Raw genomic sequence first — 13,388 nt, 5'->3', positions numbered from 1 at the left:
ATGCGCAAGCTATAGTTCGGCACCCCATGCCCGTTCCCCTTCGCTGGGAGAATGGGCACACAAAAACTGGGGCATTATATACTTCTGTCAGCCAAACGGAAACGACACCGCTTGCCGGCCTAGGCTTTGGCAACACCCACATCGGATATCCCATGCAAGTCAAGAACCCCATCCTCGGCCTCTGCCAGAAAGCCAAATTCGCCCTCAGCGCAGCCAAGGTCGAACAATGCCCGGACGATCAGGGCTACGAGGTGGCCTTTGCGGGCCGTTCCAACGCCGGCAAATCCAGCGCCCTCAACACCCTGACTCACGCCAGCCTGGCGCGCACCTCGAAAACCCCGGGGCGCACCCAGCTGTTGAATTTCTTCAGTCTGGACGATGAACGGCGTTTGGTCGACCTGCCAGGTTACGGTTATGCCAAGGTGCCGATTCCGCTCAAGCAGCACTGGCAGAAGCACCTGGAAGCTTATCTGGGCAGCCGTGAGTGCCTGCGCGGCATCATCCTGATGATGGACGTGCGCCACCCCATGACCGATTTCGACAAGATGATGCTCGACTGGGCCAAGGCCAGCGGCATGCCGATGCACATTCTGCTGACCAAGGCCGACAAGCTGACCCACGGCGCGGGCAAGAACACCTTGTTGAAGGTGCAATCGGAAATTCGCAAGGGCTGGGGCGACGGTGTCACCATCCAGCTGTTCTCGGCGCCCAAGCGCCTGGGCGTGGAAGAGGCCTATCGGGTGCTGGCGGGCTGGATGGAGCTGGAAGACAAGCCAGTGGCCTGAAGCCTGCAGCGCGGAGCATGGCCTGGGCTTCGCCCAGGCTCAGGCCAAATTGCGGGCAAAAAAAACCCCGGACTTCGTATGGGGAGGGGGAAGTTCGGGGTCCAAGTCCGGACCGCTAGGGCGGGGTCCAGATATCTGCCAACACTTAACACAACATAGGAGCATCGAAAGGCTTCACCAGCCATTCAGTTACTCTGAGTTCCGCTTCACTGGTTTAGTTCCGAAGCCCTGAAAACTATTTGCGATAGTTTCATGAAAGCCCAGCCCCGCGCGCGCCAGCGCTGCCAGGATCCGCGTCACCACGTCGCAGATCCTACACAGCTTTTCCGGTTCAATCAGTGAGCTTCGTCCCAGTTTGCACCAATTCCTGCTTCTACCAGCAGCGGCACATCCAGCTGCGCCGCCTTGCTCATGTGCTGGCGAATTTCATCTTTGACCTGTTCAACCAGGTCCTCGCGCACCTCAAGCACCAGTTCGTCGTGAACCTGCAGGATCACCCGCGCGTCCAGGCCGCTCTCGCTCAGCCAGTTATCCACGTTGACCATGGCGCGCTTGATGATGTCGGCGGCGGTCCCCTGCATGGGCGCGTTGATGGCGGTACGCTCGGCGCCCTTGCGCAGGGCCGGGTTCTTGGCGTTGATGTCTGGCAGGTAGAGGCGGCGGCCAAACAGGGTTTCGACGAAACCTTGCTCGGCAGCCTGGGTACGGGTGCGCTCCATGTAGGCCAGCACCCCGGGGTAGCGGGCGAAGTAGCGGTCGATATAGTCCTGCGACTGCTTGCGGTCGACGCCGATCTGCTTGGCCAGGCCAAATGCGCTCATGCCGTAGATCAGGCCGAAGTTGATTGCCTTGGCTTTGCGACGCTGATCGACGGTGACGTTTTCCAGGGCTACACCAAAGACCTCCGCCGCCGTGGCACGGTGCACGTCCAGGTCATTGCGGAAGGCGTGCAGCAAGCCTTCGTCCTTGGCCAGGTGGGCCATGATGCGCAACTCGATCTGCGAGTAGTCGGCCGCCAGCAGCTTGTAGCCTGGGCTGGCGATGAACGCCTGGCGGATTCGGCGGCCCTCGGCGGTACGGATCGGAATGTTCTGCAGGTTCGGGTCGCTGGACGACAGCCGGCCAGTCGCCGCCACCGCTTGCTGGTAAGAGGTGTGAATACGCCCGGTACGCGGGTTGATCTGCCCCGGCAGCTTGTCGGTGTAAGTGCTCTTGAGCTTGCTCAGGCTGCGATACTGCATCAGTACTTCAGGCAGTGGGTAACCCAGCTCCGCAAGCTCGTCGAGCACCGCTTCGGCGGTAGACGGCTGGCCTTTGGCGGTCTTGCTCAGCACCGGCATGCCCAGCTTGTCGTACAGGATCGCCCCCAGTTGCTTGGGCGAGCCCAGGTTGAACTCCTCGCCCGCCAGCTCGTAGGCGCGCCGTTCCAGTTCGGCCATTTTCTCACCCAGCTCACCGCTCTGGACGTGCAGCAGGGCTGCATCGACCAGTGCGCCCTGGCGTTCGATCTTGGCCAGTACCGGCACCAGCGGCATCTCGATGTCCATCAGCACCGGCTCCAGGCTTGGGGTCTGGGCCAGGCGGGCCTGCAACGCATGGTGCAGGCGCAGGGTGATGTCGGCGTCTTCGGCAGCGTAGGGGCCCGCCTTGTCCAGGTCGATCTGGTTGAACGTCAGCTGCTTGGCGCCCTTGCCGGCGATATCCTCGAAGGCGATGGTAGTGTGGTCCAGATACTTTTGCGCCAGGCTGTCCATGTCATGCCGGGTGGCCGTGGAGTTCAGCACGTAGGACTCGAGCATGGTGTCATAGGCAACACCACGCATCGCGATGGCGGGCGAGCCGTTGGCGAGGATGTTGATATCGTATTTGGCATTCTGCCCGACCTTGGCCTTGGCCGGGTCTTCCAGCAGGGGCTTCAAGGCCAGCAGCACGGCGTCGCGGTCCAGCTGGGCCGGCGCGCCCTCGTAGTCGTGGGCCAGCGGAACGTAGGCCGCTTCATGGGGCGCCACCGCGAACGACAGGCCGACCAATTGGGCCTTCTGGGCGTCCAGGCCGGTGGTTTCGGTGTCGAACGCGAACAGCGGCGCCTGGCGCAGCTTCTCCAGCCAGGCATCGAAGCGTGCCTGGTCGAGGATGGTTTCGTACTTCGGCTCGACCTTGGCCACCGGCTCCGCGACCGGCGCAACGTCATCACCCACCCTGGCAGCCTCCCGCTGCACGTCGGCAACCCAGCTCTTGAACTCCATCTCGGTGTACAGCGCCAGCAGCGCATCGCGGTCAGGCTCGCCGCATACCAGCGCCTCGACCTCGACGTCCAGCGGCACGTCGACCTTGATGGTAGCCAGCTCATACGACAGGAAGGCCGCGTCGCGGTGCTCTTCCAGCTTGGCCGGCAGGGTCTTGGCACCGCGAATGGCCAGTGCCGGCACCTTGTCGAGGTTGGCGTACAGGTCGCTGAGGCCGCCACCAATACCGGTCAGCAGGCCCACGGCGGTTTTCTCGCCCACACCGGGCACCCCGGGGATGTTGTCGACCTTGTCGCCCATCAGGGCCAGGAAGTCGATGATGTGCTCCGGGCCGACGCCAAACTTCTCATGCACGCCCGCCACGTCCAGCACGCTACCGGTCATGGTGTTGACCAAGGTAATGTGGCCATCCACCAGCTGCGCCATGTCCTTGTCACCGGTCGAGATGATGACCGGGCGGCCCAACGCGGCGCTGCTGCGCGCCAAGGTGCCGATCACGTCGTCGGCCTCGACCCCTTCGACGCACAACAGCGGGTAGCCAAGGGCCTTGACGCTGGCGTGCAGCGGCTCGATCTGCACCCGCAGGTCGTCGGGCATGCTCGGCCGGTTGGCCTTGTATTCGGCGAACATGGCGTCACGGAACGTGCCACCCTTGGCGTCGAACACCACGGCAAAGAGGCTGTCGGGGTATTGCTTGCGCAGGCTCTTGAGCATGTTCAGCACACCCTTCACCGCACCGGTCGGCATGCCCTTGGACGTGGTCAGCGGCGGCAGCGCGTGAAAGGCGCGGTACAGGTAGGAGGAACCGTCCACCAGGACGAGGGGCGCTTGGCTCATGAGCAGAATCAACCTTTTCGACGGGTCCGGCGCTAGAATAGCCAGAATCATTGACGACAAAGGGACTAGGTTATCATGCGTACACTCAATCGCCTGTTACTGCTCGGCCTGTTGGCAACCACGCCGGTCGTCACCCTGGCGGCGGAAGACGCTCCCTCGGCCGATCCCGAGGTGACCATTCGCACGGAAGGCGACAAGACCATCCAGGAATACCGGCAGAACGGCTTCCTGTATGCGATCAAGATCACACCGAAAAACGGCAAGCCTTATTTCCTGGTACGCGCCGATGGCACCGATGCCAACTTCATTCGATCCGACCAGCCGGACATGCTGATTCCGTCCTGGAAGATCTTCGAGTGGTAATCTGACGCGCACCGTTCACATCAACCTGGCACTTCCCGGCGGAAGTGCCCGTATGGGCAATTTTTCATCATGTCAGTCTTCACCCCCGTGACCCGGCCTGAGCTGGAAACCTTTCTGGCACCGTACGCGCTGGGCCGCCTGCTCGACTTCCAGGGCATAGCCGCCGGCACCGAGAACAGCAATTTCTTCGTCAGCCTCGAACAGGGGGAGTTCGTGCTGACGTTGATCGAACGCGGGCCCAGCGAGGACATGCCGTTCTTCATCGAGCTGCTCGACACCCTGCACGCAGCCGACATGCCGGTGCCCTATGCCGTTCGTGACCGCGACGGCAACGGCCTGCGCGAGCTGTGCGGCAAGCCTGCACTGCTGCAGCCAAGGCTCTCAGGCAAGCACATCAAGGCGCCCAACGCGCAGCACTGCGCCCAGGTGGGTGAGCTGCTGGCGCATATACACCTGGCCACCCGCGGCCGCATCATCGAGCGCCGCACCGACCGTGGCCTGGACTGGATGCTGGCTTCAGGCGCCGAGCTGCTGCCACGCCTGACTGCCGAGCAAGCCGCGCTGCTGCAACCGGCCCTGAACGAAATCAACGCGCACAAGGCGCAGATCCTGGCGCTGCCGCGGGCCAACCTGCATGCCGACCTGTTCCGCGACAACGTGATGTTCGAAGGCACCCACCTGACTGGCGTGATCGACTTCTACAACGCCTGCTCTGGGCCGATGCTGTATGACATCGCCATCACCGTGAACGATTGGTGCCTGGATGAGCAGGGCGCAATCGACATGCCGCGTGCCCAGGCGCTGCTGGCGGCCTATGCCGCACTGCGGCCGTTCACCGCTGCCGAGGCCGAGCTGTGGCCTGAGATGTTGCGGGTAGGCTGCGTGCGCTTCTGGCTGTCGCGGCTGATTGCGGCAGAATCGTTTGCCGGGATGGATGTGATGATCCATGACCCGAGCGAGTTCGAAGTGCGTTTGGCACAGCGCCAGCAGGTGGCTTTGCACCTGCCATTTGCCCTCTAGCCCTTTTCAGCCTCTTCGCGGGCACCTGTGGGAACGGGCGTGCCCGCGAAGAGGCCGGAACAGGCTTACAACTGCTCCAGGCACCCAGCCAAGTCGCCACCCAGCTTCTCCAGCAAGCGCTCATAGCCCTTGCCATCCACAGGGTCAGTACCACCCAGCGCATCCAGCTCGGCCAGACGCACCGGCAACCCTGCAGTCAAGGTCTCGGCCAGGCGCGGGCGCAGTGGCGGCTCGCTGAACACACAGGTCTTGCCCACTTCCTGCAGGCGCTTGCGCATGGCGGCCACATGCTGAGCCCCCGGCTGCACCTCGGACGCCACGCTGAACACGCCAGTGTGCTTCAGGCCATATTCCGCCTCGAAGTAGTCGAACGCCTCGTGGAACACGAAATACGGCTTGCCAGCGATACCCGCCACCCGCGCTTTGATTCGCTCATCCAGCGCATCCATACGGTCTGAAAAGACCTTCAGGTTGTGCTGGTAGCGCGCCGCATTGGCGGGATCGGCCTGAGCCAGGTCCGCAGCCATTTTCCCCGCGATTACCCGCGCGTTGACCGACGATAGCCACAGGTGCGCATCCAGGCTACCTGGGCGGTGGTCATGGTCATGCTCATCGTGGTCCGCTTCCTCATGGGAATGGCTGTCTTCGCCAAAGTGGCGCAGCTTCATGCCTGGCAGCGACTGCACGGCCACGGTTGCCTTGCTGCGACTGCCCAATACGCGTGGCAGGAAGCTCTCCATGTCCGGGCCGATCCAGTACAGCAGGTCGGCATCGCCCACCCGCCGTACGTCGGATGGGCGCAGGGCATAGTGGTGCGGCGAAGCACCTGGCGGCAGCAATACCTCAGGGCTGCCAACACCCTCCTGCACGGCAGCGGCAATCTGTTGCAGCGGCTTGATGCTGGTCAGCACACGGACATCGGCCTGGGCCGAACAGGCGATGAATGCGACAAAAAGGACTAGAAATCGGGACACGGTGAATACTCGAGTCGTGAGAAACGGGTAACATAATAACGTCTCCATACAGAATCGTCGCTGCCCATGTCCATCACGCCGCTGGCCAACCGTCCCCATGATCACTCCCACTGCGTGCATAGCGCACTGGCTGAAGCTGATGCCTTGTGCACCCGCCAGGGCCTGCGCCTGACCGCGCTGCGCCGCCGGGTGCTGGAGCTGGTATGGCAAAGCCACAAGCCGCTGGGTGCCTACGATATCCTTGCCGTGCTCAGCGAGCAGGACGGCCGCCGCGCTGCACCGCCCACGGTGTACCGCGCACTGGACTTCCTGCTGGAAAACGGCCTGGTGCACCGCATTGCCTCGCTCAACGCGTTCATCGGCTGCAGCCACCCCGAGCACGTGCATCAAGGCCAGTTCCTGATCTGCCGTGCATGCCACGTCGCCATCGAGTTGGAGCAACACAGCATCAGCGAGGCCATCATCGACAGCGCCAAGGGCGTGGGCTTCACGGTCGAGACCCAAACCGTGGAAGTGGTCGGCCTGTGCGGCAATTGCCGGAGCGCGGCATGAGCGATGCCCTGATCCGCCTGGAACAGGTGGGCGTCAGCTATGGCGGCGAGGCGGTGCTCGACAGCATCGACCTGTCGGTGGCGCCCCGCCAGATCGTCACCCTGATAGGCCCCAATGGCGCGGGCAAGACCACCTTGGTGCGCGCCGTGCTCGGGCTGCTCAAGCCGCACCGCGGCACGGTATGGCGCAAGCCCAGGCTGCGTATCGGCTACATGCCGCAAAAAATCCAGGTCGATGCCACCCTGCCGCTTTCCGTGCTGCGCTTCCTGCGCCTGGTGCCGGGGGTAGACCGGGCAGCAGCCGTATCGGCCCTGCAGGAAGTGGGCGCCGAACAGGTTATCGACAGCCCGATCCAGACCATCTCCGGTGGCGAGATGCAGCGCGTCCTGCTGGCGCGTGCCTTGTTGCGTGCGCCGCAGTTGCTGGTACTCGACGAGCCGGTGCAAGGGGTGGATGTGGTCGGCCAGACCGAGCTGTACAACCTCATCACCCGGCTGCGCGACCGCCATGGTTGCGGCGTGTTGATGGTGTCGCACGACCTGCACCTGGTCATGAGCGCCACCGACCAGGTGGTGTGCCTGAACCGCCATGTCTGCTGCTCGGGTCACCCGGAACAGGTCAGCAACGACCCAGCCTTTGTCGAACTGTTCGGGCAGAACGCACCTAGCCTGGCTGTTTATCATCACCATCACGACCACAGCCACGACCTGCATGGCTCGGTGGTCGCCCCCAGCCCCCACGTTCACGGAGAGCACTGCAAGCATGGCTGATTTTCTTCTTTACGCCTTGCTTGCAGGCCTGTCCCTGGCCGTTGTCGCGGGCCCGCTCGGCTCTTTCGTGGTATGGCGGCGCATGGCGTATTTCGGCGACACCCTGTCCCATGCCGCATTGCTGGGCGTGGCCATGGGTTTCGCCCTGGATGTAAGCCCGGCCCTGGCCGTCACCGTTGGCTGCCTGTTGCTGGCGGTGCTGCTGGTGACCTTGCAGCAACGCCAGCCGCTGGCCTCCGACACCCTGCTCGGCATCCTCGCCCCCAGCACCTTGTCACTGGGCCTGGTGGTGCTCAGCTTCATGCACGATGTGCGTATCGACCTGATGGCCTACCTGTTCGGCGACCTGCTGGCCATCAGCACCACCGACCTGGCCTGGATCCTCGGCGGCAGTGCGCTGGTGCTGCTGTTGCTGGGCGTGCTCTGGCGGCCGCTGTTGGCGGTTACCGTGCATGAGGAACTGGCCATGGTCGAAGGCCTCCCCGTAGCCGGCCTGCGCCTGGCGCTGATGCTGCTGATTGCGGTGGTGATCGCCGTGGCCATGAAGATCGTCGGCGTGCTGCTGATCACCTCGCTGTTGATCATCCCCGCTGCTGCGGCGCAGCGCCACGCCCGCTCGCCCGAGCAGATGGCGCTGGGTGCCAGCCTGCTGGGCATCACCGCGGTCTGCGGTGGCCTGGCCATGTCCTGGTTCAAGGACACCCCCGCCGGGCCGTCGATCGTGGTCTGTGCAGCGGTGCTATTCTTGCTGAGCCTGGCCCTGCCAAAGCGCTGATTACAGGGCGTGCTCAGGCACGCCTTGCAACCTTTTCCCGGGTAAAGGGTCTGTAAGACCTGTTTTCGAGCGTGCGCACCTGGGTGTAGACTTGCTCGCTTTTTGCGCAAATAGAGAATCGCAGGAATGAAGCCGTTCGCCTCCCGTTATCTGCTTGTTGCCGCGTTTTCACTGTTCCTGGCTGCCTGTTCCAGTGCGCCGGTGGAACAGGCCACCGCACCTGCCCAAGCCGATGCCTGGCAGCAGTTGCAACAAAACATCGCCAGCAACGAGCTGGCCACCGCCGAAGACCAGCTGGCTGCCCTGCAGGCCCAGGCGCCCGACGACGCACGCCTGGAGCAATACCAGCGCCAACTGGCCGAAGCCTACCTGCAGCGTAGCCAGATCGTGCTGCAAAAAGGTGACGTGAATGCCGCTGCAACGGCCTTGGCCCGTGCCCGGGCGCTGATGCCGCAAGCCCCTGCGGTGACCGGGGGCGACGCCGTGAGCCAGGCGCGCAAGGCCGAGCTGGCCAAAGCCGAAGCGGCGCTGAAGGCCGCCGAGGCCAAGCCCAAGGCGCTGATCATCGACCCGACCGCACCCAGCACCGTGGTGGCCCTGAAAACCACCGACAGCCGCGCCATGCGCCGCCAACTGGATGACATTGCGGCAGACGTGGTGAGCTATGACTGTGAAGTGGTGTTCCAGGTGCCGCGCACCCACGACGCGCCCTGGCTGAAAACCTTGCTGGAGAAGCGCGTGCGCAAGATCGACAGCGGGTTTGAGCTGAAGCAGAAGCATGAAATTCAGCGCTCACTGCCGGCGCAGGTGGTTCTGGTGCCGCATCAGCGCTGAAAACGCTGGGGCGCTGGGGCTGCGTTGCAGCCCTTCGCGGGCACGCCCGCTCCCACAGGGGATCGCGCATTTCTTGAGCTCAGCGCCAAACGTGTGGGAGCGGGCGTGCCCGCGAAGGGCCGCAAAGCGGCCCCAAATTACTTAATTGCCTGCTATTAGGCCGGCACAGCCTCCGCAGCAGCCTCCCGCTCCCAAACCCGATGCCCCTCTACCGCCTTGACGAAGGCATCCATCACTTTCTGGTCATCCCCCACCAGCAGGCCCTTGTCCTCCTTGAGCCCCAGGCCGCTGACCAGGTCTTTGGTCAGCACCATTGCCTTGAGGTGCTTATAGCCTTCCAGCAGGAAGTGCTTGGCCAGGCCGCTGGCCGCCAGCGCATCGGTAGAGGCCTTGCCCGCCGGCACCACAACCCCGTCGAACATGACCGACGGCATACCTTCCATCGACGCATCCACCGGTAGCTGTTTGCCGTCGGCCGCCTTCACCGGCGCCGACGTCGGCCCCAGCAGCATGGGCCGTGCACTGTGGGCCTCCAGCGCTTTCACCAGCTTGTCGACACTGGCCGCGTCCACGCCATCGGCCACCAGCACTGCAATCTTGCGGCCTTTGATGCCTACCGAACCAGGGTGGTTCATTTGGCTCAACGCCTTGGACTGCGCCAGCTTGCTACCTTTCACCTGGACCGTACCCTGCTTGGGTGCGGGCAGCCCCAGGTTCGCCGCGACAGCCGCCGCCAGTTTCAGGTCGATATTGGCAAGAATCTCATTCACTTCCCGCTGGCGAATGCTTTCACGCTCCACCTTGCCCAGCTCGAAGCTGTAGGCCTTGATGATGTGCTGTTGCTCGGTAGGGCTCATGCTCTGGAAGAACAGCCGCGCCTGCGAGAAGTGGTCGCCAAACGAATCGCTGCGCTGGCGGATCTTGTGCGCATCGATGCGCTCCTGGTAGCTCTCGAAGCCACCATCCTGCGCAGCAGGTGGGGTTTCCTTCGGCCAGCCGCCATCGATTGAGTTGGGCTCATACGAAGCACGGCCCTTGTCGATGGTCATGCGGTGCATGGCGTCGCGCTGGCCACTGTGATTGGGCGCCACCGGCCGGTTGATCGGGATTTCATGGAAATTCGGCCCACCCAGGCGGCTGATCTGTGTATCGGTGTACGAGAACAGCCGGCCCTGCAGCAGCGGATCGTTGGTGAAGTCGATACCGGGCACGATATGCCCCGGGCAGAACGCCACCTGCTCGGTTTCGGCGAAGAAGTTGTCCGGGTTGCGGTTGAGCACCATCTTGCCCAGCAGCGTCACGGGCACCAACTCTTCAGGGATGAGCTTGGTAGGATCGAGCAGGTCGAAGTCGAACTTGTGCTCGTCTGCCTCGGGCACGATCTGCACGCCCAATTCCCACTCTGGGTAGTCACCGGTCTCGATAGCTTCCCACAGGTCGCGGCGGTGGTAGTCGGTGTCTTTGCCGGCCAGTTTCTGCGCTTCGTCCCACAGCACCGAATGCACGCCCTGGCGCGGTTTCCAGTGAAACTTGACGAAGCTGGCCACGCCTTCGGCGTTGATCAGGCGGAAGGTGTGTACACCAAAGCCTTCCATCATGCGCAGGCTACGGGGAATGGCGCGGTCGGACATCGCCCAGATCACCATGTGCGCCGATTCGGGCACCAGCGAAACGAAATCCCAGAACGTGTCATGGGCCGAGCCACCGGTCGGCATTTCGTTGTGCGGCTCAGGCTTCACGGCATGCACGAAATCCGGGAACTTGATCGCGTCCTGGATGAAGAAAACCGGCATGTTGTTGCCAACCAAGTCGAAATTGCCTTCATCGGTGTAGAACTTCACGGCAAAGCCGCGCACATCACGCACCGTGTCACCCGAGCCGCGTGGCCCCTGCACAGTGGAAAAGCGCACGAACACCGGGGTGATCTTTTCCGGGTCCTGCAGGAAACCCGCCTTGGTCAGTTCGGCATGGCAGCCATAGCTCTGAAAATACCCGTGCGCCCCGGTACCGCGGGCGTGCACGATACGCTCCGGGATACGCTCATGGTCGAAATGGGTGATCTTCTCGCGCATGATGAAGTCTTCAAGCAGCGAAGGCCCGCGCGCACCCGCCTTCAGGCTGTTCTGGTTGTCGGCGATCTTCACCCCTTGGTTGGTGCGCAACGCCTGGCCGGTAGCATCGCTACGGAACGGCTCCAGGCTCTGCAGCTTGGCATTGGTGTTGGCCCGGTCGGGGGTCTGGGTGCCGGCGGCCTCACTGTGCTTGGGCGCGTCCGTTTTCTTGCTGGGCATGGGTCGGCTCTCCTCGTCAGTCTTCAGGCATGCCCGTTCGGGCTTGTTCTGGTAGTGACTGGAGGGGAGCGGCGAGCGTTCAATCAGGTTTACCGATTGTCGCCATATACCCGAAGGATTGGTGCCTGACGAAATAAATGCTAAGAACAGCCAGGGGAAAAGGCTAAAATGCGCCACCCCAGCTAACCGCTGACCCAAATTCCATGCGCCCCACAAGGTTCGCTACGTGATCGAGTTCCAACAGGTACACAAGACCTACCGCGTTGCCGGTAGGGAAATCCCCGCATTGAATCCGACCAGCCTTACCATCGAAGATGGCCAGGTGTTCGGCCTTATCGGCCACTCCGGCGCCGGCAAGAGCACCATGCTGCGTTTGATCAACCGCCTTGAAGAGCCTTCCGGCGGCAAGATCATCGTCGATGGCCAAGACGTTACCGCGTTCAACGCCAGCCAGCTGCGCGGCTTCCGCCAGCAGGTCGGGATGATTTTCCAGCACTTCAACCTGCTGGCTTCCAAAACCGTCGCCGACAACGTGGCACTGCCACTGACCCTGGCCGGCGAGCTGTCGCGCAGCGAAATCGACAAGCGCGTCACCGAACTGCTGGCCCGCGTCGGGCTCTCGGACCACGCCAAAAAGTACCCGGCGCAGTTGTCGGGTGGCCAGAAGCAGCGCGTCGGTATCGCCCGCGCCCTGTCTACCAACCCCAAGATCCTGCTGTGCGACGAGGCCACCAGCGCCCTCGACCCGCAAACCACGGCTTCGGTCCTGCAATTGCTCGCCGAAATCAACCGTGAGCTGAAGCTGACCATCGTGCTGATCACCCACGAAATGGACGTGATCCGCCGGGTCTGCGACCGCGTGGCGGTGATGGATGCAGGCCAGATCGTCGAGCAGGGCTCGGTGGCCGAGGTATTCCTGCACCCGCAGCACGCCACTACCAAGCGCTTCGTCCAGGAAGACGAGCAGGTCGACGAAGGCGAGCAACGCGACGATTTCGCCCACGTCCCGGGCCGCATCGTGCGCCTGACCTTCCAGGGCGATGCCACCTACGCACCGCTGCTGGGCACCGTGGCCCGTGAAACCGGTGTGGACTACAGCATCCTTGCCGGGCGTATCGACCGCATCAAGGATATCCCCTATGGCCAGCTCACCCTCGCCCTGATCGGCGGTGACATGGAAGCGGCGTTCGCCCACTTCAAGGCAGCTGACGTACATATGGAGGTACTGCGTTGATGGACGCCCTGAATTTCTTTGCCAACGTCGACTGGGCCGAAATCTGGCTGGCCACCGTCGATACCATGATCATGCTGTTCGGCTCGCTGTTCTTCACCGTGCTGCTCGGCTTGCCCTTGGGCGTGCTGCTGTTCCTCTGCGGCCCGAAGCAGATGTTCGAACAGAAGGGCGTGTATGCGCTGCTGTCGCTGGTGGTGAACATTCTGCGCTCGCTGCCGTTCATCATCCTGCTGATCGTGATGATCCCGATCACGGTGCTGATCACCGGCACCTCGCTGGGTGTCGCCGGCGCCATTCCGCCGTTGGTGGTGGGTGCTACGCCGTTCTTCGCACGGCTGGTGGAAACTGCCCTGCGGGAAGTGGACCGCGGCATCATCGAGGCGACCCAGTCGATGGGCGCCACCACCCGCCAGATCATCACCAGCGCGCTGCTGCCTGAGGCCCGTCCGGGTATCTTCGCGGCCATCACCGTCACCGCCATTACCCTGGTTTCGTACACCGCCATGGCCGGTGTAGTCGGTGCCGGTGGCCTCGGCGACCTGGCGATCCGCTTCGGTTACCAGCGTTTCCAGACCGACGTGATGGTGGTCACCGTGGTACTGCTGCTGGTACTGGTGCAAGTGCTGCAAAGCGTGGGCGACAAACTGGTCGTACATTTTTCCCGTAAGTAACCCCAATGGGGTCGGCCTGGCCGACCCGTTCGGGGG

General features: G+C 63.1%; 12 protein-coding genes. 9 read left to right on the top strand and 3 right to left on the bottom strand.

All coding sequences use genetic code 11. From position 1 onward, the window contains the following. The first annotated feature begins 152 nt into the window (after nt 1-152). Nucleotides 153-785, top strand: a complete 633-nt coding sequence (gene yihA / locus GYA94_RS11595; RefSeq protein WP_009683587.1) for a ribosome biogenesis GTP-binding protein YihA/YsxC — start codon at nt 153-155, stop codon at nt 783-785. A 335-nt stretch (nt 786-1,120) separates the two neighbouring features. Here the strand turns inward: yihA and polA are convergent, their stop codons facing one another. Then, a complete protein-coding gene (gene polA / locus GYA94_RS11590; RefSeq protein WP_161892353.1) occupies nt 1,121-3,868 on the bottom strand; it encodes a DNA polymerase I in 2,748 nt (915 codons plus the stop codon). Nucleotides 3,869-3,943: 75 nt separating this feature from the next. Between polA and GYA94_RS11585 the strand changes: the two genes are divergently transcribed. Together GYA94_RS11585 and GYA94_RS11580 are read left to right on the top strand one after the other, a co-directional pair. After that, the gene (locus tag GYA94_RS11585) at nt 3,944-4,231 is read left to right on the top strand and encodes a DUF2782 domain-containing protein (protein WP_009683589.1); all 288 of its coding nucleotides are present in this window, start codon (nt 3,944-3,946) and stop codon (nt 4,229-4,231) included. A gap of 69 nt (nt 4,232-4,300) precedes the next feature. After that, nucleotides 4,301-5,251 carry a homoserine kinase gene (locus tag GYA94_RS11580; RefSeq protein ID WP_009683590.1) on the top strand — a complete coding sequence of 317 codons (951 nt, stop codon included), beginning with the start codon at nt 4,301-4,303 and terminating at the stop codon, nt 5,249-5,251. Between the two features lie 65 nt (nt 5,252-5,316). Here the strand turns inward: GYA94_RS11580 and GYA94_RS11575 are convergent, their stop codons facing one another. Continuing rightward, entirely contained in the window at nt 5,317-6,273 is a 957-nt protein-coding gene (locus tag GYA94_RS11575) for a zinc ABC transporter substrate-binding protein (protein WP_110679176.1), read from the bottom strand. An 18-nt stretch (nt 6,274-6,291) separates the two neighbouring features. Between GYA94_RS11575 and zur the strand changes: the two genes are divergently transcribed. The 4 genes from zur (at nt 6,292) to GYA94_RS11555 (ending at nt 9,156) form a co-directional block, all read left to right on the top strand. Further along, complete coding sequence (gene zur / locus GYA94_RS11570) at nt 6,292-6,777, top strand: zinc uptake transcriptional repressor Zur (RefSeq protein WP_054911449.1); 486 nt, start codon at nt 6,292-6,294, stop codon at nt 6,775-6,777. Further along, nucleotides 6,774-7,547 (top strand): zinc ABC transporter ATP-binding protein ZnuC, encoded by a 774-nt coding sequence (gene znuC, locus GYA94_RS11565; RefSeq protein ID WP_110679177.1) that lies wholly within the window; start codon nt 6,774-6,776, stop codon nt 7,545-7,547. The genes zur and znuC overlap by 4 nt, the downstream gene beginning before the upstream one ends. Then, nucleotides 7,540-8,322, top strand: coding sequence for a zinc ABC transporter permease subunit ZnuB (gene znuB / locus GYA94_RS11560; RefSeq protein WP_009683594.1), 783 nt, complete (start codon nt 7,540-7,542; stop codon nt 8,320-8,322). The genes znuC and znuB overlap by 8 nt, the downstream gene beginning before the upstream one ends. 126 nt (nt 8,323-8,448) lie before the next feature. After that, nucleotides 8,449-9,156 (top strand): PA5502 family lipoprotein, encoded by a 708-nt coding sequence (locus GYA94_RS11555; protein WP_054904498.1) that lies wholly within the window; start codon nt 8,449-8,451, stop codon nt 9,154-9,156. Between the two features lie 155 nt (nt 9,157-9,311). On the opposite strand, the gene katE is transcribed toward GYA94_RS11555, so the two are convergent. After that, the gene (katE, locus tag GYA94_RS11550) at nt 9,312-11,624 is read right to left on the bottom strand and encodes a catalase HPII (RefSeq protein WP_255326923.1); all 2,313 of its coding nucleotides are present in this window, start codon (nt 11,622-11,624) and stop codon (nt 9,312-9,314) included. Nucleotides 11,625-11,673: 49 nt separating this feature from the next. Between katE and GYA94_RS11545 the strand changes: the two genes are divergently transcribed. Both GYA94_RS11545 and GYA94_RS11540 read left to right on the top strand, forming a co-directional pair. Beyond that, complete coding sequence (locus GYA94_RS11545; protein WP_161892352.1) at nt 11,674-12,681, top strand: methionine ABC transporter ATP-binding protein; 1,008 nt, start codon at nt 11,674-11,676, stop codon at nt 12,679-12,681. Next, the gene (locus tag GYA94_RS11540; protein WP_009683598.1) at nt 12,681-13,352 is read left to right on the top strand and encodes a methionine ABC transporter permease; all 672 of its coding nucleotides are present in this window, start codon (nt 12,681-12,683) and stop codon (nt 13,350-13,352) included. Before GYA94_RS11545 ends, GYA94_RS11540 begins: the two co-directional genes overlap by 1 nt. Nucleotides 13,353-13,388 lie beyond the last annotated feature (36 nt).

The sequence above is a fragment of the Pseudomonas juntendi genome (assembly GCF_009932375.1).
Lineage (GTDB): Bacteria > Pseudomonadota > Gammaproteobacteria > Pseudomonadales > Pseudomonadaceae > Aquipseudomonas > Aquipseudomonas juntendi.
The sequence above is the reverse complement of the archived record's forward strand: the minus strand, read 5'-3'. Positions and strand labels throughout refer to the sequence as shown.